This is a genomic window from Salinarimonas sp. (assembly GCF_046292825.1).
GTDB lineage: Bacteria > Pseudomonadota > Alphaproteobacteria > Rhizobiales > Beijerinckiaceae > Salinarimonas.
Genome location: NZ_JBKBQG010000004.1, coordinates 34,873 through 60,722, shown reverse-complemented (window position 1 = coordinate 60,722; position 25,850 = coordinate 34,873). Strand labels below are relative to the sequence as shown.

Annotated in this window: 26 protein-coding genes; 21 read left to right on the top strand and 5 right to left on the bottom strand. The window is 71.2% G+C overall.

Annotated elements, in window-relative coordinates; genetic code table 11:
- The first annotated feature begins 208 nt into the window (after window positions 1–208).
- From ACK4UM_RS03555 to ACK4UM_RS03545, 3 genes are all read left to right on the top strand, one after another.
- Window positions 209–1,276 (top strand): ABC transporter substrate-binding protein, encoded by a 1,068-nt coding sequence (locus tag ACK4UM_RS03555; protein ID WP_409795725.1) that lies wholly within the window; start codon window positions 209–211, stop codon window positions 1,274–1,276.
- Window positions 1,277–1,485: 209 nt separating this feature from the next.
- A complete protein-coding gene (locus tag ACK4UM_RS03550; RefSeq protein WP_409795722.1) occupies window positions 1,486–2,277 on the top strand; it encodes an ABC transporter ATP-binding protein in 792 nt (263 codons plus the stop codon).
- An 11-nt stretch (window positions 2,278–2,288) separates the two neighbouring features.
- On the top strand, window positions 2,289–3,071 hold the full coding sequence (locus ACK4UM_RS03545) for an ABC transporter permease (protein WP_409795719.1): 783 nt from the start codon (window positions 2,289–2,291) through the stop codon (window positions 3,069–3,071).
- A 13-nt stretch (window positions 3,072–3,084) separates the two neighbouring features.
- On the opposite strand, the gene ACK4UM_RS03540 is transcribed toward ACK4UM_RS03545, so the two are convergent.
- The gene (locus ACK4UM_RS03540) at window positions 3,085–4,464 is read right to left on the bottom strand and encodes a M20 family metallopeptidase (protein ID WP_409795716.1); all 1,380 of its coding nucleotides are present in this window, start codon (window positions 4,462–4,464) and stop codon (window positions 3,085–3,087) included.
- 166 nt (window positions 4,465–4,630) lie between these two features.
- On the opposite strand from ACK4UM_RS03540, the gene ACK4UM_RS03535 reads away from it, so the two are divergent.
- Together ACK4UM_RS03535 and ACK4UM_RS03530 are read left to right on the top strand one after the other, a co-directional pair.
- Window positions 4,631–6,052, top strand: coding sequence for an MATE family efflux transporter (locus ACK4UM_RS03535; protein WP_409795713.1), 1,422 nt, complete (start codon window positions 4,631–4,633; stop codon window positions 6,050–6,052).
- 65 nt (window positions 6,053–6,117) lie between these two features.
- Complete coding sequence (locus ACK4UM_RS03530) at window positions 6,118–6,987, top strand: chorismate mutase (protein WP_409795710.1); 870 nt, start codon at window positions 6,118–6,120, stop codon at window positions 6,985–6,987.
- Here the strand turns inward: ACK4UM_RS03530 and ACK4UM_RS03525 are convergent.
- Window positions 6,984–7,274 carry a BolA family protein gene (locus ACK4UM_RS03525; protein WP_409795707.1) on the bottom strand — a complete coding sequence of 97 codons (291 nt, stop codon included), beginning with the start codon at window positions 7,272–7,274 and terminating at the stop codon, window positions 6,984–6,986. The genes ACK4UM_RS03530 and ACK4UM_RS03525 overlap by 4 nt on opposite strands.
- Before the next feature lie 142 nt (window positions 7,275–7,416).
- On the opposite strand from ACK4UM_RS03525, the gene ACK4UM_RS03520 reads away from it, so the two are divergent.
- The 6 genes from ACK4UM_RS03520 to ACK4UM_RS03495 all read left to right on the top strand — a co-directional run bounded on the left by ACK4UM_RS03520 (window position 7,417) and on the right by ACK4UM_RS03495 (window position 13,593).
- Window positions 7,417–8,058 carry a DnaJ domain-containing protein gene (locus ACK4UM_RS03520; protein WP_409795704.1) on the top strand — a complete coding sequence of 214 codons (642 nt, stop codon included), beginning with the start codon at window positions 7,417–7,419 and terminating at the stop codon, window positions 8,056–8,058.
- Window positions 8,059–8,179: 121 nt separating this feature from the next.
- Entirely contained in the window at window positions 8,180–9,169 is a 990-nt protein-coding gene (gene cobS, locus ACK4UM_RS03515) for a cobaltochelatase subunit CobS (RefSeq protein ID WP_409795702.1), read from the top strand.
- Between the two features lie 30 nt (window positions 9,170–9,199).
- A complete protein-coding gene (cobT, locus tag ACK4UM_RS03510; protein WP_409795700.1) occupies window positions 9,200–11,104 on the top strand; it encodes a cobaltochelatase subunit CobT in 1,905 nt (634 codons plus the stop codon).
- Window positions 11,101–12,123: an esterase-like activity of phytase family protein gene (locus ACK4UM_RS03505; RefSeq protein WP_409795698.1), complete on the top strand. Its 1,023-nt coding sequence runs from the start codon at window positions 11,101–11,103 to the stop codon at window positions 12,121–12,123. Before cobT ends, ACK4UM_RS03505 begins: the two co-directional genes overlap by 4 nt.
- Window positions 12,120–13,295: a benzoate/H(+) symporter BenE family transporter gene (locus tag ACK4UM_RS03500; RefSeq protein ID WP_409795696.1), complete on the top strand. Its 1,176-nt coding sequence runs from the start codon at window positions 12,120–12,122 to the stop codon at window positions 13,293–13,295. Before ACK4UM_RS03505 ends, ACK4UM_RS03500 begins: the two co-directional genes overlap by 4 nt.
- A gap of 79 nt (window positions 13,296–13,374) precedes the next feature.
- Window positions 13,375–13,593, top strand: a complete 219-nt coding sequence (locus ACK4UM_RS03495; protein ID WP_409795693.1) for a DUF1902 domain-containing protein — start codon at window positions 13,375–13,377, stop codon at window positions 13,591–13,593.
- Between the two features lie 19 nt (window positions 13,594–13,612).
- Here the strand turns inward: ACK4UM_RS03495 and ACK4UM_RS03490 are convergent, their stop codons facing one another.
- On the bottom strand, window positions 13,613–14,254 hold the full coding sequence (locus tag ACK4UM_RS03490; RefSeq protein WP_409795690.1) for a queuosine precursor transporter: 642 nt from the start codon (window positions 14,252–14,254) through the stop codon (window positions 13,613–13,615).
- A gap of 126 nt (window positions 14,255–14,380) precedes the next feature.
- Window positions 14,381–14,680: a 50S ribosomal protein L28 gene (gene rpmB / locus ACK4UM_RS03485; RefSeq protein ID WP_409795687.1), complete on the bottom strand. Its 300-nt coding sequence runs from the start codon at window positions 14,678–14,680 to the stop codon at window positions 14,381–14,383.
- 267 nt (window positions 14,681–14,947) lie between these two features.
- Between rpmB and ACK4UM_RS03480 the strand changes: the two genes are divergently transcribed.
- From ACK4UM_RS03480 to phnE (ACK4UM_RS03445), 8 genes are all read left to right on the top strand, one after another.
- Window positions 14,948–15,778 (top strand): DUF3108 domain-containing protein, encoded by an 831-nt coding sequence (locus ACK4UM_RS03480; RefSeq protein ID WP_409795684.1) that lies wholly within the window; start codon window positions 14,948–14,950, stop codon window positions 15,776–15,778.
- A 92-nt stretch (window positions 15,779–15,870) separates the two neighbouring features.
- Window positions 15,871–17,787: a glycoside hydrolase family 15 protein gene (locus ACK4UM_RS03475; protein ID WP_409795682.1), complete on the top strand. Its 1,917-nt coding sequence runs from the start codon at window positions 15,871–15,873 to the stop codon at window positions 17,785–17,787.
- Entirely contained in the window at window positions 17,784–18,275 is a 492-nt protein-coding gene (locus tag ACK4UM_RS03470) for a hypothetical protein (RefSeq protein WP_409795679.1), read from the top strand. The genes ACK4UM_RS03475 and ACK4UM_RS03470 overlap by 4 nt, the downstream gene beginning before the upstream one ends.
- A 274-nt stretch (window positions 18,276–18,549) precedes the next feature.
- The gene (locus ACK4UM_RS03465) at window positions 18,550–19,386 is read left to right on the top strand and encodes an outer membrane protein (protein WP_409795676.1); all 837 of its coding nucleotides are present in this window, start codon (window positions 18,550–18,552) and stop codon (window positions 19,384–19,386) included.
- A 242-nt stretch (window positions 19,387–19,628) separates the two neighbouring features.
- Complete coding sequence (gene phnD, locus ACK4UM_RS03460) at window positions 19,629–20,618, top strand: phosphate/phosphite/phosphonate ABC transporter substrate-binding protein (RefSeq protein ID WP_409795673.1); 990 nt, start codon at window positions 19,629–19,631, stop codon at window positions 20,616–20,618.
- Entirely contained in the window at window positions 20,615–21,457 is an 843-nt protein-coding gene (gene phnC, locus ACK4UM_RS03455) for a phosphonate ABC transporter ATP-binding protein (RefSeq protein WP_409795670.1), read from the top strand. The genes phnD and phnC overlap by 4 nt, the downstream gene beginning before the upstream one ends.
- Window positions 21,454–22,260, top strand: coding sequence for a phosphonate ABC transporter, permease protein PhnE (gene phnE, locus ACK4UM_RS03450; protein ID WP_409795667.1), 807 nt, complete (start codon window positions 21,454–21,456; stop codon window positions 22,258–22,260). The genes phnC and phnE (ACK4UM_RS03450) overlap by 4 nt, the downstream gene beginning before the upstream one ends.
- The gene (gene phnE, locus ACK4UM_RS03445; protein ID WP_409795664.1) at window positions 22,257–23,060 is read left to right on the top strand and encodes a phosphonate ABC transporter, permease protein PhnE; all 804 of its coding nucleotides are present in this window, start codon (window positions 22,257–22,259) and stop codon (window positions 23,058–23,060) included. Before phnE (ACK4UM_RS03450) ends, phnE (ACK4UM_RS03445) begins: the two co-directional genes overlap by 4 nt.
- 15 nt (window positions 23,061–23,075) lie before the next feature.
- On the opposite strand, the gene ACK4UM_RS03440 is transcribed toward phnE (ACK4UM_RS03445), so the two are convergent.
- Window positions 23,076–23,570, bottom strand: a complete 495-nt coding sequence (locus ACK4UM_RS03440) for an Lrp/AsnC family transcriptional regulator (protein ID WP_409795661.1) — start codon at window positions 23,568–23,570, stop codon at window positions 23,076–23,078.
- Between the two features lie 127 nt (window positions 23,571–23,697).
- Between ACK4UM_RS03440 and ACK4UM_RS03435 the strand changes: the two genes are divergently transcribed.
- Together ACK4UM_RS03435 and trxB are read left to right on the top strand one after the other, a co-directional pair.
- Window positions 23,698–24,708 (top strand): mitochondrial fission ELM1 family protein, encoded by a 1,011-nt coding sequence (locus ACK4UM_RS03435; protein WP_409795659.1) that lies wholly within the window; start codon window positions 23,698–23,700, stop codon window positions 24,706–24,708.
- Window positions 24,708–25,709 (top strand): thioredoxin-disulfide reductase, encoded by a 1,002-nt coding sequence (gene trxB / locus ACK4UM_RS03430; RefSeq protein WP_409795987.1) that lies wholly within the window; start codon window positions 24,708–24,710, stop codon window positions 25,707–25,709. Before ACK4UM_RS03435 ends, trxB begins: the two co-directional genes overlap by 1 nt.
- Window positions 25,710–25,850: the final 141 nt, after the last annotated feature.

Below are 25,850 nucleotides of genomic sequence, written 5' to 3'. Positions count from 1 at the left end.
GGCGGGCTGCGCCGCGTGCGGGCAACGCCGCCCGGATTTGCGGCGGCTCGCGGAAAAGTGCACAAGAAATCGGCAGAGAACCGCGAGCGCGCTTGACGCACGGGGACTTTCTGCTTGCATGGAACCGAGAGCGACGTTCGGCACGGCCCTTGCCATGGGCGGCCGTGGCCGAATGGCCGTTTCGTCGCGCGTCCCGAGGAGCGTCTTCATGCCGTCCGGTACCCTTTCTCTCGCTACGATCACCCGCCGCGGCGCCGTCGCGGCGCTCGCCCTTCTCGCCTCCGCCGCCGGCCTCGGCGTCGCCCCGGCGCACGCCCAGGACCTCACGCCCGTGCGCTTCTCGCTCGACTGGCGCTTCGAGGGCCCGTCCGCGCCGTTCCTGGCGGCGCTCGAGCGCGGCTATTTCCGCGAGGAGGGGCTCGACGTCACGATCGACGCGGGCAACGGCTCGGTCGAGGCGATCAACCGCGTCTCCTCGGGCCCCTACGACATGGCCTTCGGCGACTTCAACTCGCTGATCCGCTACCGCTCCTCGCCGGATTCGGTCGGCGTGAAGGCGGTGATGATGGTCTACAACAAGCCGGCCTTCGCGATCGTCGGGCGCGCCTCGCGCGGCATCACGACCGATATCGAGAGCCTGCGCGGCAAGCGCTTCGGCGCGCCGGCCGCCGACGCGGCCTTCGCCCAGTGGCCGATCTTCAAGGAGGTCAACGACATCGACGAGGCGGCCTGGGAGATGACCTTCGAGAACGTGGGCTTCCCCGTCCGCGAGCCGATGCTCGCCCAGGGCGAGGTCGACGCCGTGTTCGGCTTCGCCATGTCCTCGGCGATCAACCTCGCCGCCCGCGGCGTGCCGGCGGACGACATCGTCGTGCTGCTGATGGGCGATTACGGCGTCGAGCTCTACGGCAACGCGATCATGGCCAAGCCCCAGTTCATGGAGGAGAACCCGGAGGCCGTCGAGGGCTTCCTGCGCGCCTTCATGCGCGGGCTTCGGGCGGTGATCGAGGATCCGGACCAGGGCGCGGCCTACGTCGTCAAGTACAACGACGTCGCCCGCCAGGAGGTCGAGCGCGACCGCTGGGTCATGACGGTGGAGAACAACATCCTCACCGACGAGACGGCCGAGAAGGGCTTCGGCGGCATCGATCCGGAGCGCTTCGAGCGCGCCCTCGAGCAGATCGATCTCACCTTCGACTTCCAGAACCGGCCCTCGCTCGACGACGTCTTCACCGACGCCTTCCTGCCGCCGCTGGACGACCGTCGCCTGAACTGAACGGGATCGTCCCTCCCCGCCCGGGGAGGGGCGGACGCGCGAGCGCCGACGAGAGCGGCCGGGTGGGGCCCGACGCTTCGCGACACGTCCGACAGGATTCGGGCCCCACGAGGCCTCCGGCGCTCGGCGCTCGGAGGCCGCCCTCCTCTCCGGGGAGGGCGATCGCGCGAGACTCAGAAGACAGTAGAGACTGAAGGGGCGAGTAACCGGTGAAGGCCTTCGTCGACATCCACGACGTGACCCACGTCTATTCCGGCGCCGAGGACGGCGCGCCCGCGGTCGAGGGCATGACGATCCGCGTGCACGAGGGCGAATTCGCCGCGATCGTCGGCCCGTCCGGCTGCGGCAAGTCCACCGTGATGAAGCTCGCCACCGGGCTGCAATTCCCCACCCGCGGCTCCGTCGTCGTCGACGGGCGGGAGGTGAGCGCGCCCGTCAAGCTCGCCGGAATGGCCTTCCAGAACCCGGTGATGCTGCCCTGGCGGACCACCCTGCAGAACCTGCTCCTGCCGCTCGAGATCGTGCAGCCGCACCGTTCGCGCCTGCGCAAGCACAAGGCGGAATACGTCGCCCGCGCCGAGAGCCTGCTCGCGCAGGTCGGCCTCAAGGGCCAGGGCTCCAAATACCCCTGGCAGCTCTCCGGCGGCATGCAGCAGCGCGCCTCGCTCTGCCGCGCGCTCATCCACGAGCCGAAGCTCCTGATGCTCGACGAGCCCTTCGGCGCGCTCGACGCGTTCACGCGCGAGGAATTGTGGTGCATCATCCGCGACCTGCACGCGCAGAACAAGTTCACGGTGGTGCTCGTCACCCATGATCTGCGCGAGGCGGTCTTCCTCGCCGATCGCGTGTTCTGCATGTCGGCGCGGCCCGGGCGCATCATCGCCGAGCGCGAGATCGACCTGCCGCGTCCGCGCGACCTCGAGATCACCTACACTCCGCAATTCATTGACATCGTCCACGAGCTGCGCGGCCACATCGCCGACGCGCGCGCGGCCGCCTGAGGACGACGCCCGTGATCAAGCGCAAGAAAACCAATTGGGGTCTCGTCGCGGCGCCCTGGCTGTTCACGTTCGGCTTCTTCGCGATCTGGGAGATCTGGGTGCGGGCGACCGGCACCTCGAGCTTCGTGCTGCCGGCGCCGACGCTGATCCTCGATGCGATGATCACCTATCGCGGCCAGCTGCTGTTCCATTCCTGGCACACCGCCTGGATGACGCTCGCGGGCTTCGGCCTCGCGGTCGCCTTCGGGCTCCTCCTCGGCATGGCGCTCGGCGCCTCCCGGATCGTGCATGCGGGCACCTATCCGCTGCTCGTCGGCTTCAACGCGATCCCGAAGGTCGCCGTCGTTCCGATTCTGGTGATCTGGTTCGGCGTCGGCTGGCTGCCGCCGGTGCTCACGGCCTTCCTGATCTCGTTCTTCCCGATCGTCGTGAACGTCGCGACGGGCCTCGCCACGATCGAGCCCGAGACCGAGGACGTGCTGCGCGCGCTCGGCGCCTCGAAGACGGACATCGTCGTCAAGGTCGGCATTCCGCGCGCGATGCCGTATTTCTTCGGCTCGCTCAAGGTCGCGATCACGCTCGCCTACGTCGGCTCGGTCATCGCCGAGTACAACGCCTCGAACGTCGGCGTGGGCAATTTGATGGCGCGCGCGAGCGCGGATTTCAACGTGCCTCTCCTGTTCGCGGCGCTCATCGCGCTCGCGATCCTCGGCGTGATCATGTATCTCGCCACCGCTCTCATCGAGCGCCGCATGACCGGCTGGGCCCAGCGCTCCCAGTTCGCGGCGGGGTGAGGCCCGCCCGCCGCTAGACCGGCGGGTTCTCTCCGAGGTCCCAGTACAGGCCCGCCATGATGCCGAGCCCCTCGCGCGCGACCGCGACGGGCAGGTGCTCGTCGGGGGCGTGCTGGGAGCAGCCGGGATAGGAATGGGGCACCCAGATCGTCGGCATCGCCAGGATGTCGGCGAAGACGTCGTTGGGCAATCCGCCGCCGAGATTGGGCAGGAGCGCCGGCTTCGCGCCGCAGGTGCGCGTCAGGCTCGCCATGGCGAAGGCGACCGCCGGATGATCGGGGTCGAGGCGGGTCGCGGGGAAGATCTCGTCGCGCGCCGCCGCGATCTCGACGCGGGTGAACCCGTGCGCGTCGAGATGGCGGCGCAAGGCGGGCAGGATCGCCTCCGGATCGACGCCGACGGGAAAGCGCAATTGCCCGCGCGCGAAGGCCCGGCCCGGAATGGCGTTGACCGGCGCCTCGGGCTTGCCGCAGGCATAGGCCAGGATCTCGAACGAGGACCAGGCGAAGACGCGCTCGGCCGGGCTCAGGCCCGGCTCGCCCCACCAGGGGTCGAGCGCCGGCCCGTCCGGATCGCCGACTTCGATATCGGCGAGCACGCGCCGCACCGAATCGGGGACCGTGCCGGGCGTCCATTCCGGAATGCGGATCGCGCCCGTCGGCGTCGTGATCGAGGCGAGCGCGTGGGCGAGCTCGATGCCGGGATTGGACAGGAGCCCGCCGAAATTGCCCGAATGATGCGCGCCCTCGCGCGCGTCTATCCAGATGTCCATCGCGAGCGCGCCGCGGGCGCCGAGGAACAGGGTCGGCCGCTCCGCCGAGAGCCGCGGCCCGTCGGAGGCGACGAGGAGATCGGCGGCGAGCGCCTCGCGCTCTCGGCGCGCCACCGCGCGCAGGCCCGGCGAGCCGATCTCCTCGCCGGTCTCGATCAGGAACTTGGCGTTGAAGCCGAGCCGCCCGCGCGTCTCGAGCACGGCGGCGAGCGCCTCCATGCCGATCGTATGCTGGCCCTTGTTGTCGACGGTGCCGCGGCCGTACCAATTGCCGTCGCGCTCGACGAGGCGCCAGGGCGAGAGCCCCGTCTCCCAATCGGCATCCTGGCCGCGGATCACGTCGCCGTGGCCGTAGCCGAGCACGGTCGGCAGCGCCTCGTCCTCGATGCGCTGCGCGATCAGGAACGGCGCCGGGACGCCCTCCTCGCGCACGATGCGGCTCGTAAAACCCATCCGCGCGAAGGCGGGGGCGAGCTCGTCGGCGAGATAGGCCTCGAGCGCGCCGGCGCGCTCCGGGTTCTGGCTCTCGGTGGGATAGGCGACGCGCCGCGCGAGGACCTCCGCGAAGGAGCCGTCATCGATCTTGGCGCGCGCCCGCTCGATGGCATTGTCGCGGGTCATGAGCGGGAGGATAGGCGCGGCGACGGGGCGGGGGAAGAGCGCGGATGCGCATGCGATGCGCGCAGGCACTCCCGACGGGCGTTCAGCCCCTCCGGCATGCGGGCATGCGGGGCTATCCTATCGCGCGCGGCTCGCTTATGAACGGCTCCCCCGAACGAGCGCGGTCATGACGCAGGCGATCGACACATTCGGCGCCGCCCGGGCGCCGCGGCCCGGAGCGTGGCGGCGCGAGCTCGTCGCGACGCTGGCGCTCGCCTGGCCGCTGATCCTCACCAATCTCGCCCAGACGGCGCTCGGCGCGACCGACGTCTTGATGCTGTCCTGGCTCTCGCCGGAGGCGCTCGCGGCGGGCGCGCTCGGGGCGAACCTGTTCTACGTCTGCTTCATCGGGGGCGTGGGCCTCCTCTCCGGCGTCTCGGCGATGATCGCCGCCGAGCGCGGGCGCCGCCGCCATGCCGTGCGCGAGGTCCGTCGCACGGCGCGCGCGGGGCTGTGGAGCGCGGTCGCGCTCGCCCTGCCTTTGTGGATCGTGCTCTGGAACACGCGCGAGGTTCTCCTCCTGCTGGGCCAGGACCCGGACCTCGCGCGCGAGGCCGGGCACTACATGCGCGCGATGATGTGGGGGCTCCTGCCGATCCTCCTCTACGCCTCCTTGCGCTCGACGGTCGCCGCGCTCGAGCGGCCGATCCTCGCGCTGATCGTCGGCATCGGCGCGGTGGCGCTCAACGCGCTCCTCAATTGGGCGCTCATCTTCGGGAATTTCGGCGCGCCGGCGCTCGGGCTCGTGGGCGCGGGCATCGCGAGCGCGCTGACCTCGACGGCGATGTGCCTCGCCATCGGTGCGCTCGCGATGGCCGACCGGCGGGTGCGCCGCTATCGCCTGTTCGGCCGCTTCTGGCGCTCGGACTGGCCGCGTTTCCTCCAGCTCTGGCGGCTCGGGCTGCCGATCGCGGCGATCATCCTGTTCGAGGTGACGATCTTCTCCGCCGCGCTCCTGCTCATGGGGCTCATCTCGCAGGAGGCGCTCGCCGCGCACACGATCGCGATCCAGATCGCATCCCTCTCCTTCATGGTGCCGCTCGGCATCGGCATGGCGGCGACCGTGCGCGTCGGGCTCGGCTACGGCGCGGACGATCGCGAGGCGGTGGCGCGCGCGGGCTGGATCGCGTTCGGCCTCGGCACCGGCTTCATGGCGGCGATGGCGCTCGTGATGGTCGCGATCCCGCAGGTGCTGGTGGGCCTGTTCCTCGACCTCGCCGACCCGGCGATCGCCCCGGTCGTCTCGCTCGCCGTCACGTACTTGCTGCTCGCGGCCCTCTTCCAGGTGGTCGACGGGGCGCAGGCGGTCGGCGCGGGCATGCTGCGCGGCCTCCAGGACACGCGGGTGCCGATGCTGCTCGCGGGGCTCGGCTATTGGGTGATCGGGCTGCCGCTCGCGGCGATCCTCGCCTTCCCGCTCGGCCTCGAAGGCGTCGGCGTCTGGCTCGGGCTCGCCGCGGGCCTCGCGATCGTCGCGGTGCTCCTCCTGCACCGCTGGCTCTCCCGCGAGCGGCTCGGGCTCGTGCGTGCGCGGCCGCCGACCCGATGAGCGGCTCGGCCGCCCTTGCGCGACCCCTGCCCCAGCGTCACGATGCGCCCGAGCGGAGACCCGACATGACCGACAAGCCCCTCGATCTCGCCGCCCTGCGCGCGGAAATCGACCGCCTCGACGGCGAGATGCATGCGCGCCTGATGGAGCGCGGCGAGATCATCGAGCGGTTGATCGCCGTCAAGCGCACCTCCGAATCGGGCTCCGCCTTTCGCCCCGGCCGCGAGGCGGCGGTGATGCGCACGATCCTCGAGCGCCATCACGGAATCCTGCCGCTCGACACGGTCGAATCGATCTGGCGGGTGATCATCGGCACCTTCACCTATGTCCAGGCGCCCTATGCGGTCCATGCGGACGTCTCGGGCGGGGACGCGCCGATGCGCGATTCGGCGCGCTTCCATTTCGGCTTCACCGTGCCCTACCGCCCGCTGCCCTCGGCGGCCGCCGTGATCCGCGCGGTCGCCGAGAGCCGCGGCGATCTGGGCATCTTCCGCATCGACCAGGGCGCCTCGGCGGGCGCCTGGTGGCGGGCGCTCGTGGCGCCGGCCGCGCCGAAGATCATCGCGCGGCTGCCCTTCGTCGAGCGTCCCGACCACCCCGCCGGCACGCCGGTCTTCGTCCTCGCCCAGCCGCTCGCGGACGCCGCCGTGCGCGACGTCGTGCTGCGGGCGGTCCGCGTCGAGCGCTGGCGCGAGGGCGCGGCGGAGGCGGCGGCGGCGCTCGGGGGCGAGGTCGTGTGCACCGCCGCGGACGGCGGCGCGCTCTCGGCCGTGATCGCGCTGCCGGGAGACGTCGCGCCGGCCGCGCTCGCCGATGCGCTCGCCGGGGCCGGCGCCCCGCCGATCGGCATGGACGAGATCGGCAGCCACGCCGAGCGACCGGTCTTCCCCGCCGCGCAGACGGATGACACCGCCCGCACGGCTCCCCATATCTAGCCCGTCGGCGCCTCCGCCTTCACGGCGAGCGCGTGCAGGCCACGGGCGAACGCTTCGGCGAGGGCGGCGTTGACGAGCCTGTGAGCCTCCACCCGCGTCTTCCCCGAAAAAGCGGGGGAGACGACATCCACCCGGAAGTGCGTCTCGCCCCCTTCCCTCCAGCCCGCATGCCCGGCATGCAGATGCGATTCGTCGGTGACGACGAGGCGCGTCGGACGAAGCGCCTCGGTGAGGCGCGCTTCGATCAGATCCTTCATCGGCAGCCGCGCTGCCGTCGTCTCGCTCATCTCGTCCTCCTCCTCGCCCTCGCGCGGAGGGCCGTTATCGGGGCCTGCGGCCGAATGCCTTCGGGGCCCTGCAAGGGCGTCGGGTCCGGCCGGCGCGTTTGGGCCTTGCCCGCGCGCGATCAACACTCATAATCACACGGTCATGGATGTGAACTCGCCTCTGTTCGATCGAATCCGCATCAAGCCCCGCGCCGAGGAGCCGAGTTCCGCGGAGGGGCCCGGCTGCGAGCATCCGGGCTGCACCCAGCCGGGCATCCACCGGGCGCCGAAGGGTCGCGGACAGGAGGGGAAGTACTGGCGCTTCTGCATGGACCACGTGCGCGCCTACAACGCGTCCTACAATTACTTCAAGGGCATGTCCGAGGACGCGGTCGCCGCCTACCAGAAGGATTCGATCATCGGCCATCGGCCGACCTGGTCGATGGGCGCCAACGCCGCCGCGCGCGCCCGCGCCGCAGGCGCCGCCGGCAAGTCGCGAGGGGCGCGCTCGGCGAAGCGCGATTGGAGCTATCACGATCCCTTCGACGTTCTGCGCCGGGAGGGCGTCGGCGAGACGAAGCGGGCGCCAGAGCCGCCGCGCCCGCGCCGACCGGGCCCGGTCCGCGACGCGCTCGACACGCTGGGCCTCGACGAGAACGCGGACGCCGCGGCGATCAAGGCGGCCTACAAGGGCCTCGTCAAGCGCTTCCATCCGGACGCGCATGGCGGGGACCGCGCCTACGAGGACCGGCTGCGCGACATCATCCGCGCCCACGACACGCTGAAGGCGGCGGGCCTCTGCTGAGGGACGAGAACGGGAGCGAGAGGATCGCGCGTTGCAAGTCGCCGCGCGGCATCTTAACCAGGACGGAACGGGCGCGCGCCCCGAGCGCGACGCCGGCTCGGTCCGCGACGAAGAGGCATTCATGCAGGGCAACAACGAAGCGATGACGGGCGTGCCGGACATGACCGTGTCCGTGCGCCAGGTGTTCGGGATCGAGTCCGATCTCGAGGTCCCGGCCTTCTCGCAGGGCGAGGAGCATGTGCCGGAGCTCGATCCGGACTACCTCTTCGACCGCGAGACCACGCTCGCGATCCTGGCCGGCTTCGCCTACAACCGCCGCGTCATGGTCACGGGCTATCACGGCACCGGCAAATCGACGCATATCGAGCAGGTGGCGGCGCGCCTGAACTGGCCCTGCGTGCGCGTCAACCTCGACAGCCACGTCTCCCGCATCGACCTCGTCGGCAAGGACGCGATCGTGCTCAAGGAGGGCAAGCAGGTCACGGAGTTCCGCGACGGAATCCTGCCCTGGGCCTACCAGCACAACGTCGCCCTCGTCTTCGACGAGTACGATGCCGGCCGGCCCGACGTGATGTTCGTGATCCAGCGCGTGCTCGAGAGCTCGGGGCGGCTGACGCTCCTCGACCAGAGCCGCGTCATTCGGCCGCATCCGTCCTTCCGCCTGTTCGCCACCGCCAACACGATCGGGCTCGGCGACACGTCGGGGCTGTATCACGGCACGCAGCAGATCAACCAGGCCCAGATGGACCGCTGGTCGATCGTCACCACGCTCAATTACCTGCCGCACGATCGCGAGGTCGACATCGTGCTCTCGAAGGTGAAGACCTTCCGCGAGAGCCAGGCCGGGCGCGACAACGTCGACAAGATGGTCCGCGTCGCCGACCTGACGCGCAACGCCTTCGTGAACGGCGACCTGTCGACGGTGATGAGCCCGCGCACGGTGATCACCTGGGCGGAGAACGCGCACATCTTCGGCGATATCGGCTTCGCCTTCCGCCTGACCTTCCTCAACAAGTGCGACGAGCTCGAGCGCAATCTCGTGGCCGAGTTCTACCAGCGCTCGTTCGGCAAGGACCTGCCGGAGAGCTCCGCCAACGTCGCGCTGAGCTGACGGCGCGAGCATCGGGAGACGAAAGCGCGCATGGCGATCTCCAACCGCAAGCCGGGCGAGAAGCGCGAGAGCCCCAACGAGCCGCTCAAGCGCTCGATCGCGGGCTGCCTGCGCGCCATCGCCAAGAAGCCCGAATTCGAGGTGAGCTTCGCCACCGATCGCCCGCTGCTGATGGGCGACAAGGCGCGGCTGCCCGAGCCGCCGCGCAAGCTCTCCTCGGCCGACGTCGCGGTGCTGCGCGGCCACGCCGATTCCATGGCGCTGCGCCTCGCCTGCCACGACGCCTCCGTGCATCGCCGCCTCGCGCCCGACGGCCAGCAGGCCCGCGCCGTCTACGACGCGATCGAGCAGGCCCGCGTCGAGTCGATCGGCGCGCGCCGCATGGCCGGCGTCGCCGACAATCTCGGCGCCATGCTGGAGGACCGCTATCATCGCGGCGGCAAGTACGAGGACATCACCGATCGCGCCGACGCGCCGATCGAGGACGCGCTCGCCCTGATGGTGCGCGAGCGCCTGACCGGGCGCCGCCCGCCGAAGGCGGCGGAGCGGATCGTCGACTTGTGGCGACCGGCGATCGAGGAGAAGGCCGGCACCGATCTCGACCAGCTCATCGGGTCGATCGAGAACCAGCGCGACTTCGCCCGCGCCGTGCGCGACCTCCTCGTCTCGCTCGACATGGCCGACAAGGCCGAGCTCGAGCCCGAGGAGAGCGAGGACGAGCAGCAGGAGGACGGCCCCGACGACGGCGACCAGTCCGAGAGCGGCGAGGTGGAGGAGGACGCGCAGGGCGAGCGCGCCGACATCGAGATCTCCGACGACGCCACCGACGACATGGAGGAGGGCGCCGAGCAGGCCGCGGACGGCCCCTCGGGCGAGCTCCCCGACGACGCGGACGAGGCGGATTCGGAGGAGGCGAACGAGAGCCGCCGCCCGCCCCCGATGCGCAACGAGGCGCGCGGCGTCGATTACAAGCCCTATTCGACGAAGTTCGACGAGATCATCCACGCCGAGGACCTCTGCGACGCCGAGGAGCTCGCCCGGCTGCGCGCCTATCTCGACAAGCAGCTCGCGCATCTCCAGGGCGTGGTCGGGCGCCTCGCCAACCGCCTCCAGCGCCGCCTCCTCGCCCAGCAGAGCCGCTCCTGGGACTTCGACCTCGAGGAGGGCATCCTCGATCCCGCCCGCCTGCCGCGCGTGATCATGGACCCGATGTCGGCCCTCTCCTTCAAGCAGGAGAAGGACACGCAATTCCGCGACACCGTGGTGACGCTGCTCCTCGACAATTCCGGCTCGATGCGCGGGCGCCCCATCACCGTCGCCGCGACCTGCGCGGACATCCTGGCGCGCACGCTCGAGCGCTGCGGCGTCAAGGTCGAGATCCTCGGCTTCACGACGCGCGCCTGGAAGGGCGGGCAATCGCGCGAGGCCTGGCTGCAGGCCGGCAAGCCCGCCAATCCCGGGCGCCTCAACGATCTGCGGCACATCGTCTACAAGGCGGCCGACGAGCCCTGGCGGCGCGCGCGGCGCAATCTCGGCTTGATGATGCGCGAGGGGCTGCTGAAGGAGAACATCGACGGCGAGGCGCTCGATTGGGCGCACAAGCGGCTTCTCGGGCGCACCGAGCAGCGCCGGATCCTGATGGTGATCTCGGACGGCGCGCCCGTCGACGATTCGACCCTGTCGGTCAACCCGGGCAATTACCTCGAGCGGCACCTGCGCGCCGTCATCGAGGAGGTCGAGACCCGCTCGCCCGTCGAGCTGATCGCGATCGGCATCGGCCACGACGTCACCCGCTACTATCGCCGCGCGGTGACCATCGTCGACGCGGAGGAACTCGGCGGGGTGATGACGGAGAAGCTCGCGGAACTGTTCGAGGACAAGGGGCCGCCGGCGATGCCGGCACGCCGCGCGCCGAGCCGCCGAGGCCTTCGTTGACGCTCGATCGCCGCGCAATCCTCCTCGGGCTCGCCGCCGCCGCGCTCGCTCCGGCGGGTGGAGCGCGCGCGGATCTCCTCGAGGAGCGCGCGCTCGAGGTGCGCGCCTATTCCGTGCCGTTCTTCCGCAACGAGGCGGGGCGCGTCGGCGATCTCGTCTTCCGCTCGGGCGTCGAGCTGCAATCCGGCGACCGCCATTTCGGGGGCTTCTCGGGCCTGCGCGTCCGCGAGGGCGGGCGCCGGCTCGTCGCGGTGTCCGACCACGGCTATTGGCTCGACGCGCGCCTCCTCCGCGATCCGAGCGGCGCCATCGCGGGGCTCGGCGACGTCCGGATGGCGCCGCTTCTGGGCCCGAACGGCGAGCTCCTGTGGCGCAACCGGCGCTTCGACGCCGAGGCGATCGCCTTCGACGGCGACACGGCCTATGTCGGCATCGAGACGGTCGAGGAGGTCTACGCCTACGATTTCGCGCGTCACGACGTCGCCGGCCACGGGCGGCTGATCCGCCTGCCCGAGGAGGCGCGGCTCTGGCCGAACAACAAGGGGCTCGAGGCGCTCGCGGTGCTGGCCCGCCCCTCCCCGCTCGCGGGTGCGCTGATCGCGATCGCCGAGCGGGCGCGGCCGGGCGACGACGCGCCGACGCAGGGCTTCGTCGTCACCGGCCCGCGCGCCGGCGCCGCCTTCGACGTGGCGCGCACGGACGGGTTCGACGTTACCGACGCCGCGATCCTGCCGAACGGGGACCTCCTCCTGCTCGAGCGCCGATTCCGCGTCCTCAGCGGCGTCGCCGCGCGCATCCGGCGCATTCCCGGCGCCAGCGTCGCACCCGGCGCCCTCCTCGACGGCCCGGTGATCTTCGAGGCCGATTGGCAGGATCCGATCGACAACATGGAGGGCCTCTCCGTCCACGTCGCGGCGGGCGGCGAGGTCCGCATCGTGATGATCTCCGACGACAATTACTCGCTCCTCCAGCGCACGCTCCTGCTCGAGTTCGCGCTTGTCGGGGAGCGCGCCGCGTGAGCGGCTCGCCCGCGCTCGCCGCGCCGATCGCGCAGCCGATCTCGGCGGGCCTCGTCGCCGCGCTCGTCGGCTATGCCTCGACCTTCGCGCTCGTGCTCGCGGGCTTCGTCGCCGTCGGCGCGAGCCCGGCTCAGGCGGCCTCGGGGCTTCTCGCGGTCTGCGTCGTCAAGGGCCTCCTCGCGATCCTGCTCTCGGCGCGCACGCGCCTGCCGATCTCGATCGCCTGGTCGACGCCCGGCGCCGCGCTCCTCGTCGCGACGGGGACGTTCGCCGGCGGCTTCCCGGTCGCGGTGGGCGCCTTCCTGACGGCGGCGGGGCTCGTGGTGCTCGCCGGGCTCGTGCGCCCGTTCGGCCGCGCGGTCGAGCGCATTCCGCTGCCGCTCGCGAGCGCGATGCTCGCGGGCATCCTCCTGCCGCTCTGCTTGGCGCCGGCGCAGGCGGTGATGGTCGAGCCGGCGCTCGCCCTGCCGATCGTCGTCACCTGGGCGGTCGCGCTTCGCGTCGCGCGGCCATTCGCCGTGCCGCTCGCGGTGGTCGTCACCGGAGTGATCGTCGTGGCGACGAGCCCCCTGCCGATCGCCGACCTCGCCGCGCTCGCGCCGCGGCCCGTCTTCGTCGCGCCGGCCTTCACGCTCGAGGCGACGATCGGGCTCGCGCTGCCGCTCTTTCTCGTCACCATGGCCTCGCAGAACGTGCCGGGACTCGCGGTCCTCGCCGCGAACGGCTACCGCCCGGATGCGGGGCCGATCTTCGTGGCGACCGGCATCGCGAGCGCGATCGCCTCGGTCGCGGGCGGACATCTCGTCAACCTCGCCGCCATCACCGCGGCCCTGTGCGCCGGGCCCGACGCCCATCCCGATCCCGGTCGGCGCTGGATCGCGGCCGCGGCGGCGGGCGCGGCCTACGTGGTGCTGGGCCTCGGCGCCGGCATCGCCGCCGCCTTCATCGCCGCGACCCCGCCGATCCTGATCGAGGCGGTGGCGGGCCTCGCCCTCGTCGCGAGCCTCGGCGCCGCGATCGGCGCGGCGCTCGCGAACGAGGACGCGCGCCTGCCCGCGCTCGTCACCTTCCTCGTCACCGCGTCGGGCGCCGCCTTCCTCGGCATCGGCGCGCCGTTCTGGGGATTGTTGGCGGGCGGGGCGATGATGGGGGTGTTGCGGGCGGGGCGGTGAGGGGCGCTTGCACGACCGAGCCCCGCGCACCATCATTCATCAGGCTCCGTCCGGATGCCAGATGGGAGTGGCAGGCGACATGACGAACCGGTGCTTCTCGGTGCGCGCCGTCTGGGACGACGACGCGAAGGTCTTCTACGCGCAGAGCGACATCCTCGGCCTCCACGTCGAGGCCGCGACCTTGGACGAGTTCGAGGAAATCGTGATGGACACGGCCCCCGACCTCATCGTCGCCAACCACCTGACGACGACGCGAGACGGCGATCCGCCGAGCCGGCGCCCGCGACTTCCGAGCTGACCGGGAGCGACCGCCCCCCTCACGCCCCCGCCGGCGCGTCCCCCTCGTCCTCTCCGCGCGGCATCATCGCGAGGATGGCGCCGTAGGGCAGGAGGGCGAGGGCGGCGATGGCGAGTTTGACGAGATAGTCGACCACCGCCCAGGTCTGCCAGGGCAGCGGCTCGCAGACATCGGCGATGCCGACGCGGGCCAGCAGGTCGGAGATGCCGGCATCGCCGATCACCGGGCCGCAATGGAAGGCGATCGAGAAGAACAGAGCCGTGTCGAGGGCCGAGGCGATCACCGAGGACACGAGCGGCGCCACCCACCACATCGCCCCGCGCAGCCGCTCGAAGATCTGCACGTCGAGGAGCTGGGCGGCGAGGAAGGCCGTGCCGGAGGCGATCGCGATGCGCGGCGTCGCGAAATAGATCGACAGGACCACCGCGACCGCGAAGCCGACGAGCACGACGCGGCGCGCCAGAGCCGGGCCGAACCGGCGATTGGCGAGATCCGTCACCAGGAAGGCGAAGGGATAGGTGAAGGCGCCCCAGGTGAGATAATCCGCGAGCCCGAACGGCTCGACCGGATATTGGACGAGGATGTTCGAGGCGAGCACGATCGCCGCCATCGCGAGGATGGCGACGAGGAACGGGCGGCGGCTTTCGATGCGCGCGGTCATGCGGGTTCTCGATCTCTCGCGTTCTCACGGTCGAGCGACGCGCCAAACGGCATCGGGCGGCTCCGTGTCCGAAGCCGCCCCCGCGGGCTCACCTGGGCCCGAGCGCGTCGCGTGGCGTCGCGAGCCTCAGCTCGCGGCCTGCTCCAGGATCTGCTTCTTCTCGATCTCGCGCTTGAGAGCGCGCACGCCCTGCGACAGCTCGTCGTCCTTCGCCTTGGCGAGGAACGCGTCGAGACCGCCGCGATGCTCGACCGAGCGCAGCGCGTGCGCCGAGATGCGCAGCCGCACCGAGCGGCCGAGCGAGTCGGATTGCAGCGTCACGTTGACGAGGTTGGGCAGGAATTTCCGCTTCGTCTTGCGGTTCGAATGGCTCACGAGATGGCCGCTCATTACGGCCTTGCCGGTCAGTTCGCAACGGCGCGACATGGTCTTCACGTCCTGTTCGTCTGGTGTGGCCGCTCGACTACGATCCCCGGGGCAGCTCGCACGCGCGAGAGCCGGGGCGACCGGACACCTTTGTCCCTTGAAGGTGGGAGCCTATAAGCGAGGAGGAAGGGGTGCGTCAAGGATAGGAGTGCGTTAACCAGGAGGGGTGAAGGTCGATCCTGCCCATTTGGCGCCCGAATCGCAGCCGAGGGTTCGGCGAGAGCGCACGGCGCGATACGGGCGCCACAGATCCGGAGACGCATCGCGATGCGTGCACACGTCAAGTCCCTGGCCGCCGCGGCCGCCTTCCTGGCCGGCGCCGCTCTCGCGCCCGAGCGCGCGGTGGCGAGCGCGAGCTTCGATGCGACCTACGGCATCTACGTCGCGGGGCTCCCGATCGGCGAGGCGGACGTCACCTCGACCTTCGACGGGCGCCGTTATGCGATCGAGGTGCAGGCGCGGCTCGTGGGCCTCGCGGGCGTCTTCATCGACGGGCGCGGCGCGGCGACGGCGTCCGGCCAGGTGGAGGGCGAGCGGATCGCGCCGACGAGCTTCGCCGTGGTCTCCTCGACGAGCCGCGCGAGCCGTACCGTGCGCATGGGCATGCGCGGCGGCAGCGTCGCCGCCGTCGAGATCCTGCCTCCGCTCGAGGAATATCCGGACCGCGTTCCCGTGCGCAACGCCGACCGCCGCGGCATCGTCGATCCGGTCTCGGCCTTCGTCTTCCCCGCCCGCGGGCGCCTCCCCGCCGACGATCCGCGCCAGTGCGAGCGCACCATCCCGGTCTTCGACGGCGCCTCGCGCTTCGACATCGCGCTGAGCTACGGCGGCACCCGCCGCTTCGAGAAGCCCGGCTTCTCGGGCGACGTGCTGATCTGCCGCGCCCGCTTCCGCGCGATCTCCGGCCACCGCCCCGATCGCGAGGCGCTGCGCTTCATGGAGGCGAACGAGGACATGGCGGTCTGGCTCGCGCCGGTCGAGGGCAGCCGCTCGCTGTTCCCGATGCGCATCGAGGTGCGCACGCAGATCGGCATGAGCGTGATCGAGGCCGCGAACGTCACCTTCGGCGGCACGGCACGCCACACCTCGGCGCGCTGAGGACCGGGCGCGACGACGGCTCACGCAACCGCTCGGGCGAGCGGCGCATTGTCCCCGACGAGACACCCCGTCCTCGCCGGAGAGCCCGCCCCTTGCCAGCGCCGTCCGCGTCCGCCCTCGCAGCGCCCGTCCCGCCCGACGAGACGCGCGCCCCCCGGCCCGACGCGCTCGCCGCGCAGCGGCCCGCCTACGTGCCGATCGGGGCCTACGGGCTCATCGGCGACGGTCGCGCCTGCGCGCTCGTCGACACCGACGGCTCGCTCGATTGGCTGTGCTGGCCCGATTTCGACAGCCCCGCTCTGTTCTGCGCGATCCTCGATCGTCGCCGCGGCGGGCGCTTTCGGATCGGTCCGGCGGGCCGGGCGCTCGAGACGAGCCGCCGCTACGTGCCCGAGACCGCGGTCATCGAGACCACCTTCGAGACGGCGGAGGGGGTCCTGCGGCTCACCGATTTCATGCCCGTGCGCGACGAGGAGCGCCTCGCGCCGCTGCGCGAGATCGTGCGGATCGTCGAGGCGGTGGAGGGCCGCCCGGAGATGGGCTTCGTCTACGCGCCGCGTCCCGATTGGGCGACGCGCCCGCCCCGCCTGTCGCAGCGCCCGCCGATGGGCGTCCATTGCGAGGCCTCGAGCGGCGCGGTGCACTTCCTCACGGATGCGCGATTCCATCTCGACGCGCAGGCGGGCACGGTCCACGGACGCGAGCGTCTCGCCGCGCGCGAGCGGCGCGCCTTCTCGCTCACCTTCAGCGCCGACGAGCCGGCGGTCGCGACACCGCTCGACGCCGTCGCGGAGGCGCTCGATGAGACCCTCGCCTTCTGGCGCGGCTGGAGCGGACGCTGCACCTATCGCGGCGCATACCGGGAGGCCGTGCTGCGCAGCGCGATCACCCTGAAGCTCCTCACCTACGCCCCCTCCGGCGCCCTCCTCGCGGCGGCGACGACCTCGCTCCCCGAAGTGGTCGGCGGGGATCTCAACTGGGATTACCGCCATTGCTGGCTCAGGGACGCCTCCTTGTGCCTGCACGCCTTCGGCGATCTCGGCTTCTCCGAGGAGGCGAGCCGCTTCATCGATTGGCTCCTGCACTCGACGCGGCTGTCGGCGCCGGAGCTCAAGCCCGTCTACAGCATCCTCGGGCGCCTCGATCTGCCCGAGCGGAAGCTCGATCATCTCGAGGGCCATCGCGGCTCGCGCCCCGTGCGCATCGGCAACGCCGCGCGCGCCCAAATGCAGCTCGACGTCTACGGCACGGTCGTGCACGCCGCCCACGACCACGTCGTGCGCGGCGGCGTGCTCGATCCGGAGGCGCGCGGCTATCTCGAGGGCTTCGCCGAGGTCGTCTGCCGGCGCTGGCGCGAGCCGGATGCGGGCATCTGGGAGATCCGCGGCGATCCGCGCCGCCACACCCATTCCGCGATCATGTGTTGGACCGCCGTCGACCGTCTGATCGCGCTCCACGATCGCGGCGTCGTCGCGATAGACCGCCCGCGTGCGGCCGCCACCCGCGAGGCGATCCGCCGCGACATCGAGCAGGCCTTCGATCCCGAGCTCGGCGCCTATTCCGGCATCCTCGACGGGCGCGCGCTCGACGCGGCGGTGCTCGCGATGGACAGGACGGGCTTCCACCCGCCCGACCATCCGCGGCTCGTCGCGACCCGCGCCCGGCTGCGCGAATCGCTCGGCGCGGGCCCGCTCCTGCACCGGTTCGACGCGCGCTTCGACGAGCCCGCCGGACAGGAGGCCACCTTCGCGATCTGCGCCTTCTGGGAGATCCAGTCGCTAGCCCGCTGCGGCGACGTCGCGGCCGCGACGGCGCAATTCGAGGCGCTGCTGCGCCTCTCGAACGATCTCGGCCTGTTCGCGGAGGAGATCGAGGAGGGGACCGGGGCTGCGCTCGGCAATTTTCCGCAGGCCTTCAGCCATGCCGGGCTCGTCGTCGCCGCGCTCTCGATCGAGCGGGCGCGCGGCGAGGGGCCGAGCGGCGGCACGGCAGACGAGGCGATGCGATGAGCGCGCTCCTGTCGATCGATCTCGAGGCGGTGCTCGTCTGGGGCGCCGTCGCGACGCTCGCGATGTCGGCGATTCTCGAGGGCACGCGGCGGCTGCACTGGTCGCGTATGAGCCTGCCCTTCCTGTTCGGCACGGCGATGGCCGAGCGCTCCACGACGGCGAGCCTCGTCGGCTTTCTCGCCTACGCGCTCGGCGGCTGGCTGTTCGCGCTCCTCTATTTCTGGCTCTTCGAGACGATCGGCGTCTCCTCCGCCCCCCTCGGCTTCGTCGTGGGCCTCCTGCACGGGGTGTGGCTGCTCGTCGTCTTCCTGCCGCTCCTCGCCGTCGTCCACCCGCGCATGGCGACGCCGCGCACCGGCCTCACGCGCACGCGCCGGCTCGAGCCGCCGGGCCTCGCGGGCACGAATTACGGGACGCGCACGCCCGCGATCACGCTCGTGGGCCAGGCCGTCTACGGCACGATCCTCGGATTCGGCCATGCCTGGTAGGACGATTATCCCCTCGCCGCGCCGGTAATCGCGTGGCGGAGGGAGGTCGCGCGACGTCTAGCGGATTCGCGACGGGGCCGCGCATCGTGGTACACGATCGCATACGCATCGGTTCCGCATCGCGCGTCGTCACGAAATTGACACGACGAAGCCGAAATTCATCACATTTGTTTGATGTCTCGGCCTTTTCGCGAGCGCGGTTGTTGCAGCGACGCTACAGACATCTCCTGCGAAGGCGCGCTATGTTGCGCTCTCCAAACACGAGGTGATTCACATGAAGAAACTTCTCCTCTCGACGGTGGCCGTGCTCGGGATGTCTGCCGCTGCGGTCGCCGCCGATCTGCCGGCCCGCACCATGGCTCCCGCCCCGGCGCCGTTCGTCGCCGCGCCCGTCTTCACCTGGACCGGCTTCTACGCCGGTGTCCACGCCGGCGGCGCCTGGCAGGACCTGCGCGCGCGCCGCGGCGCGTTCGTGCCGGGCACGCTCCTGCCCGATCCGAACAACAACAACAACGATAACGGCAACGGCAACGGGATCGCCGGCTTCGGCGTCTTCGCTCCCGCGACGCTCGGGCCGCGCGACCGTGGCACGTTCATGGGTGGCGGCCACCTCGGCTACAACCAGCAGTTCGGCGCCTTCGTTCTCGGCGGTGAACTCGACCTGTCGTGGATGGGCGGGCGCACCCGCAGCGCCTTCGACGGTGCGCTGACGACGGCGGCCGGCACGCTGCCGACGACCCTGGAAGTCCGCAGCGGCCTCGACTGGCTCGGCACCGCGCGCCTGCGCGCCGGCGTCGCCTTTGACCGCGTCCTCGTCTACGCCACCGGCGGCGTCGCCTTCGGCAACCCGGACAACCGCGTCACCTTCTCGGTGCCCGGCACCGTCTGGACCGGCCGTGACGACACCGTCCGCGCCGGCTGGACCGTCGGCGGCGGCGTCGAGTTCGCCTGGACCGACAACCTGACCGTCCGCGCCGAGTACCTCTACTACGACCTCGGCCGTCAGACCGTCACCGCCAACACGACGGGCCCGCTCGCCGGCACGAACGTGTCCTACCGCTTCAACAACAGCGGCCAGATCGGCCGCGTGGGCGTCAGCTTCAAGTTCTGATCCCTCCCGAGGCGGCCCTTCGGGGCACCTCCGGCCCGGCCTCGTGCCGGGCCGGCAGACGACCTCCAGCCCGGCCTCGCGCCGGGCTTTTTTTCGTCGCGGGCCGCCTCGGCACCGGCCGCGCGAAAATCGTGTGACGATTTCGTGACGTTTGCTGTTGCCGCTGGCGACGGGAAGGGGCTAGTCTCGACCGAACAAGAGCGAACGCGCAACGAAAGTCGTTCGCAAACGGGAGGAAGACCATGCCGACACGTCCCCACGGAACCGGCGCGCTCGCCGCCTTGTTCGCCGGCGCGATGATGCTCGCCGCGATCCCCGCCGCCGCGGCCGATTGCCCCAATCGCGGCGATCTCGACGACATCTTCTGCGATTCCGACGGCGATCTCGTCGCCGACACCCCGACCGATCCCGGCCAGCTGCGCGACCCGTCGACGATCGTCTTCGCCTATACCCCGGTCGAGGATCCCGCCGTCTACGCCAACATCTTCTCGCCGTTCCTCGACTATCTGCGCGAGTGCACGGGCCGCAACGTGGTCTATTTCAACGTCCAGTCCAACGCCGCCCAGATCGAGGCGATGCGCTCGGGCCGTCTGCATGTCGGCGGCTTCTCGACCGGGCCGACCGGCTTCGCCGTCAACCTCGCCGGCGCCGTGCCCTTCGCGGTGAAGGGCGATGCGGAGGATTGGCAGGGCTACAACCTCATCATGATCGTGCGCGCCGACAGCGCCTTCGAGACGCTGCCCGATCTCAAGGGCGCGCGCGTCGCCCACGTCTCGCCCTCCTCGAATTCGGGCAATCTCGCGCCGCGCGCGCTCTTCCCCGACGAGGGCCTGACCCCCGACGTCGATTACGAGCCCCTGTTCTCGGGCAAGCACGACCAGTCGATCATGGGCGTGAACTCGGGCGATTACGACGCGGCCGCGGTCGCCTCCGACGTCTTCGAGCGCATGGCGCGGCGCGGCCAGATCGATGCCGACGATTTCCGCGTCATCTACCGCTCGGAGCGCTTCCCCACCTCGTCCTTCGCCTATGACAGCCGGCTGAAGCCGGAGCTGCGCGACACCATCCTCGCCTGCTTCATGGACTATCGCTACACCGAGGACATGCAGCGCGAGTTCGACGGCGCGGATCGCTTCTACCCGGTCACCTACCAGGAGCATTGGGAGGTGGTGCGCCGCGTCGCCGACGCGTCCGGCACGCCCTTCAACCGCACCACGTGGGAGCGGCAGTGAACGCGCGCGCGGTGCCGAGCGATTCGGGGGCCGGCCTCGCGCCGACCCCCGCCCGCGGCCCGGCGAGCGACGCGGGGTCGGGCACGCTCTCGGTGCGCAACCTGACCAAGGCCTACGAGCGCGGCAAGCCCGTGCTCCACGGCATCGACCTCGATTTTCCCGGACGCGGCGTCGTGGCCATCATCGGCCCCTCCGGCACCGGCAAGTCGACGCTGATCCGCTGCATCAACCGCCTCGTCGAGCCGACTTCCGGCTCGGTGATGCTCGGCGGGCGCGATCTGACGAAGCTCGGCGGGCGGGCGCTGCGCGAGGCGCGCCGCGAGATCGGGATGGTGTTCCAGGAATACAATCTCGTCGAGCGCCTGAGCGTCATGGAGAACCTGCTCTGCGGGCGGCTCGGCTACGTGCCGCTGTGGCGCGTCTGGACCCGGCGCTACCCGCAGGCCGACATCGACCGAGCCTTCGCCCTTCTCGACCGCGTCGGCCTCGGCGAATTCGCGAGCCGGCGCGCGGACGCGCTCTCGGGCGGCCAGCGCCAGCGGGTGGGCATCGCCCGCGCGCTGATGCAGACGCCGCGCGTGCTGCTCGCCGACGAGCCGACCTCCTCCCTCGACCCGCGAACCTCGGTCGAGATCATGACGCTCATGCGCGATCTCGCCGCCGAGCAGGGCATCCCGGTCGTCATCAACATTCACGACGTGGCGCTCGCCAAGCGCTTCGCGGATCGGATCGTCGGCATGGCGGGCGGGCGCGTCGTCTTCGACGGGCCGCCGGAGGCGCTCGCCGACGCGCATCTCCACGAGATCTACGGCGCGGGCGAGGAGAGCTGGATCGGATGACGCCCGCACCCTCCCCCGCCCCCTCCGCCGCGCCCCGCCGCCGCGCCTTCGCGCCCAATTGGACGATGCGCGCGGTCTGGGCGGCGCTCGCGCTCTACACGATCTACGCCGCGAGCCTGCTCGACTTCACCCTCGCGCGCTTCCTCACGGGTCTCGACAACGGCGCGCGCTTCCTCGGTCGCATGATCCCGCCGGATTTCTCGCGCTCCAACCTCCTCGTCGACGGGCTGCTCGAGAGCCTGCAGATCGCGGTGATCGCCTCCTTCGCGGGCATCCTCCTGTCGCTGCCGATCGGCCTGCTGGCCGCGCGCAACCTGATGCCGGCGATCGTGACCGTGCCGGCGCGGGCGCTGATCGCCTTCGCGCGCTCGTTCCATCCGATCATCGTGGCGATCGTCTTCGTCAAGGCGATCGGCTTCGGCGCGCTCGCGGGCATCCTCGCCCTCGTGCTCGCCTCGATCGGCTTCGTCGGCAAGCTCTTCGCGGAGGCGATCGAGGAGATCTCGCTCAAGCAGGTCGAGGCGGTGCGCGCCACCGGCGCCTCCTTCATGGGCGTCGTGATCATGGGGGTGCTGCCGCAGGTGATGTCGCGCTTCATCGGCTTCTCGACCTATCAGCTCGACAGCAACCTGCGGAACTCCACCATGGTCGGCATCGTGGGCGGCGGCGGCATCGGCGGCACGCTGTTCTCCGCCTTCCAGCGCTTCGACTACGATTTCGTCGCCGCGATCCTGATCTCGATCATCGCGATGATCATGGTCGGCGAGGTGCTCGCCACCTGGGCGCGGAGCCGCTTCCAATGAATGCCGCGACGATCGAGCGGCGCTGGCGGCGCCACACGCCCGCCGAACGGCTCGCCCGCTTCGCGATCTGGCTGACCTGCGTCGCAGCCCTCGTCTGGTCCGTGCGCAACGTCGAGATCATCCCCGAATTCCTGTTCGACGCCCATGTCCAGATGGCGGATCTCCTGCGGCGGATGTGGCCGCCCGATCTCGCCTATTATCCGCGAACCGTGCACGGGGCGCTGATCGAGACGATTCACATCGCGACGCTCGGCACCATCCTCTCCCTCGTCATGGCGGTGCCGGTCGGGCTCCTGGCGGCGCGCAACATCACCCCGTTCCGCATCCTCAACGATCTCGCGAAGCTGATCCTCGTCGCCTCGCGCTCGGTCAACTCGCTCGTCTGGGCGCTCCTGTTCGTGGCCGTGTTCGGGCCCGGCGCGCTCGCGGGCACGATCGCGATCGCCTTCCGCTCGGTCGGCTTCGTCGGCAAATTGTTCGCGGAGGCGGTGGAGGAGAGCGGGCGCGGGCCCGTCGAGGCGCTCAGGGCGTCCGGCGCCTCCTGGCCGGCGATCTGGCTCAAGGGCTATTGGCCGCAGGTGCAGCCGGCCTTCTGGTCGATCGCGCTCTTCCGCTGGGACATCAACGTGCGCGAATCGGCCGTGCTCGGCCTCGTCGGCGCGGGCGGCATCGGGCTCGTGCTCGACACGGCGATGAACTTCTTCCAATGGACCCGCGTCGCCACCGTCCTCATCGCGATCTTCGCCGTCGTGGTGATCGCCGAGATCGTCGTCACGCAGATCCGCAAGCGGCTGATCTGAGCGCGCGGGCGGCGCTCAGAGGCGCTCGGAGGGCGCGCCCTCGATCTGCTCGATCGGCACGAGCGCCTCGTCCTTGACGAGGTCGAGGGTGAGCGCCGTGCGCACGTTGCGCACGTTCGGCAATTCCGTCATCGCCGCGACGAAGGCCTGGAAGGCGGAGAGGCTCGGGGCGACGCATTTGAGGATGAAGTCGATGTCGCCCGAGAGCGTCCAGCACTCGCGCACGCTCGGCCAATGGCGCATCTCGTCCTGGAAGGCGACGAGGTCGCTCTGCTTCTGGCTCGCGAGCTGGACCATCGCGAAATACACGACCTCGAAGCCGAGCGCGGCGGGGTCGACGAGCGCGCGGTAGCCCTTGATGATGCCGGCATCCTCGAGCGCGCGCACCCGGCGCAGGCAGGGCGGCGCGGACAGGCCGACCCGGCGGGCGAGCTCGACATTGGTGATGCTGCCGTCGGCCTGGAGCTCGCGCAGGATCGCCAGATCGATGGAATCGAGACGTCCGCGCACGATCGAGGGCTCCGATGCTCAGGGCGATCCGTGCTAGGTAGACCGCGCGTGTTCGCCGCACAAGCGGGGATGCGCGACGCGAGGATGGAAACGAGGCATCGGAGTGACGCTGAGGAAGGAAGACCGGATGCGGGAGACCGTCCGCGCGTGGGTAATCACCGACGGCAAGATCGGCGACGATGTGCAGTGCATCGGCGTCGTCGAGGCGCTCGGCCTCGTGCCGGATCTGCGCCGGGTCGCCCCGCGCCGGCCCTGGAGCTGGCTCGCGCCGCGCGGACCCGTCGATCCGCGCGAGCGGCCGGGCCGCGCGGGAGGACCGCTCGCGGGTCCCCTCCCCGATCTCGCGATCGCGTCCGGCCGGCGCGCGATGCCCCACCTGCGGGCGCTCTCGCGGGCGAGCGGCGGGGCGGTGTTCACCGTCTGCCTCAAGGACCCGCGCATCGGGACCCGCGCCGCCGACCTGATCTGCCTCCAGAGCCACGATCGTCTGCGCGGCGACAACGTGATCGTCACGCCGACGGCGCCCCATCGCGTCTCGCCTGCCCGACTCGCCGCCTTCCGGGAGCGGCCCGATCCGCGGCTCGCTCCGCTGCCGGCGCCGCGCATCGCGGTGGCGGTGGGCGGCGACAGCGGGCACCACCGCTTCACGGCGGAGGACGAGGCGCGGCTCCTCGGGCAGCTGCGCGCGCTCTCGGCGCAGGGCAGCCTGATGATCACCCCCTCGCGGCGCACCTCGCCTGCGCTCGCAGAGGGCCTCGCGCGTCTCGCGCAGGAGACGCAGGGCTTCTTCTACGACGGGGCGGGCGAGAATCCCTACGTGGCGATGCTCGCGCTCGCCGACGCGGTGGTGGTCACGGCCGACAGCACCAATATGCTGGGGGAAGCGGCGGCCTCGGGCGCGCCGGTGCTTGTGTTCACGCCCACGGGAGGGCATCGGAAGATCGACGCGCTCCTCGCCTGGCTCACGGAGCAGGGCGTGGCGCGCCCGCTCGCGGGGCGGCTCGACGGCGATCGCTATCCGCCGATCGACGCCACCCCCGTGATCGCGGCGAGGATCGCGCAGGCGCTCGATCGTCACCGCGCCCGCCGCGGCCTGCCCGCCCTGCATCTCGCGGGGACGAGGAACGGAGAGGAATGATGGCCCACACCCACGCCAAGGTCCTGATCATCGGCTCGGGCCCCGCCGGCTACACCGCGGCGATCTACGCCGCGCGCGCCATGCTCGAGCCCGTGCTCGTCTCGGGCATCCAGCCCGGCGGCCAGCTGACGGTGACGACCGACGTCGAGAACTATCCCGGCTTCGCCGACGTCATCCAGGGCCCCTGGCTGATGGAGCAGATGCGCGCCCAGGCCGAGCATGTCGGCACGCGCATGGTCTCCGACCACATCGCCTCGGTCGATCTGTCGAGCCGGCCCTTCCGCCTCGTCGGCGACGGGGGCGACACCTATTCCTGCGACGCCCTGATCATCGCCACCGGCGCCCAGGCGAAATGGCTCGGCCTGCCCTCGGAGCAGAAGTTCCAGGGCATGGGCGTCTCCGCCTGCGCCACCTGCGACGGCTTCTTCTTCCGCGGCAAGGAGGTCGTGGTCGTCGGCGGCGGCAACACGGCGGTCGAGGAGGCGCTCTACCTCGCCAACATCGCCGCCAAGGTCACGCTCGTCCACCGGCGCGACAGCCTGCGCGCCGAGCGCATCCTGCAGGAGCGGCTGCTCGCCCACCCCAAGATCGCGGTGCGCTGGAACGCGACGATCGCCGAGATCTGCGGCGGCGGCATGCCGCCCGGGGTCACGCACGTGCGGCTCGAAGACACCACGACCGGCGAGATCTCCGAGCTCAAGGCGGACGGCGTGTTCGTCGCGATCGGCCACAAGCCCGCGACCGAGCTGTTCGAGGGCCAATTGCCGATGAAGGCCGGCAATTATCTCGTCGTGGAGCCGGGCTCGACCCGCACCGCCGTGCCCGGCGTCTTCGCCGCGGGCGACGTCGCCGACGACGTCTACCGCCAGGCCGTCACCGCCGCGGGCCTCGGCTGCATGGCCGCGCTCGAGGCGGAGAAGTTCCTCGCCGAGCATTCCCCGGACCCTGCCGTCCGCGCTGAGGAGGCCCGCCACGACGCGCCGATCGGGGCGTGGGATTGAGGGGGAGCGAGACGGCGCGGGTCGTCGGGTCGGTCGCGCCGACTGCGACAAGCAGGGTCCTCGCGGGCTCGTCCAAGGGGTCGCGGCGAGCCGCCTGGTCGGCGGCATTGGGAGCGTGCTCCGCACGCGCCTTCCTGTGCT

Excerpts from the sequence above, each read along its gene's own strand:
- ACK4UM_RS03555 (WP_409795725.1), top strand. The coding sequence starts at position 209 with ATGCCGTCCGGTACCCTTTCTCTCGCTACGATCACCCGCCGCGGCGCC.
- ACK4UM_RS03540 (WP_409795716.1), bottom strand. The coding sequence starts at position 4,464 with ATGACCCGCGACAATGCCATCGAGCGGGCGCGCGCCAAGATCGATGAC.
- ACK4UM_RS03535 (WP_409795713.1), top strand. The coding sequence starts at position 4,631 with ATGACGCAGGCGATCGACACATTCGGCGCCGCCCGGGCGCCGCGGCCC.
- ACK4UM_RS03530 (WP_409795710.1), top strand. The coding sequence starts at position 6,118 with ATGACCGACAAGCCCCTCGATCTCGCCGCCCTGCGCGCGGAAATCGAC.
- ACK4UM_RS03525 (WP_409795707.1), bottom strand. The coding sequence starts at position 7,274 with ATGAGCGAGACGACGGCAGCGCGGCTGCCGATGAAGGATCTGATCGAA.
- ACK4UM_RS03520 (WP_409795704.1), top strand. The coding sequence starts at position 7,417 with ATGGATGTGAACTCGCCTCTGTTCGATCGAATCCGCATCAAGCCCCGC.
- cobS (WP_409795702.1), top strand. The coding sequence starts at position 8,180 with ATGCAGGGCAACAACGAAGCGATGACGGGCGTGCCGGACATGACCGTG.
- cobT (WP_409795700.1), top strand. The coding sequence starts at position 9,200 with ATGGCGATCTCCAACCGCAAGCCGGGCGAGAAGCGCGAGAGCCCCAAC.
- ACK4UM_RS03495 (WP_409795693.1), top strand. The coding sequence starts at position 13,375 with ATGACGAACCGGTGCTTCTCGGTGCGCGCCGTCTGGGACGACGACGCG.
- ACK4UM_RS03490 (WP_409795690.1), bottom strand. The coding sequence starts at position 14,254 with ATGACCGCGCGCATCGAAAGCCGCCGCCCGTTCCTCGTCGCCATCCTC.
- rpmB (WP_409795687.1), bottom strand. The coding sequence starts at position 14,680 with ATGTCGCGCCGTTGCGAACTGACCGGCAAGGCCGTAATGAGCGGCCAT.
- ACK4UM_RS03480 (WP_409795684.1), top strand. The coding sequence starts at position 14,948 with ATGCGTGCACACGTCAAGTCCCTGGCCGCCGCGGCCGCCTTCCTGGCC.
- ACK4UM_RS03470 (WP_409795679.1), top strand. The coding sequence starts at position 17,784 with ATGAGCGCGCTCCTGTCGATCGATCTCGAGGCGGTGCTCGTCTGGGGC.
- ACK4UM_RS03465 (WP_409795676.1), top strand. The coding sequence starts at position 18,550 with ATGAAGAAACTTCTCCTCTCGACGGTGGCCGTGCTCGGGATGTCTGCC.
- phnD (WP_409795673.1), top strand. The coding sequence starts at position 19,629 with ATGCCGACACGTCCCCACGGAACCGGCGCGCTCGCCGCCTTGTTCGCC.
- phnE (WP_409795667.1), top strand. The coding sequence starts at position 21,454 with ATGACGCCCGCACCCTCCCCCGCCCCCTCCGCCGCGCCCCGCCGCCGC.
- phnE (WP_409795664.1), top strand. The coding sequence starts at position 22,257 with ATGAATGCCGCGACGATCGAGCGGCGCTGGCGGCGCCACACGCCCGCC.
- ACK4UM_RS03435 (WP_409795659.1), top strand. The coding sequence starts at position 23,698 with ATGCGGGAGACCGTCCGCGCGTGGGTAATCACCGACGGCAAGATCGGC.
- trxB (WP_409795987.1), top strand. The coding sequence starts at position 24,708 with ATGGCCCACACCCACGCCAAGGTCCTGATCATCGGCTCGGGCCCCGCC.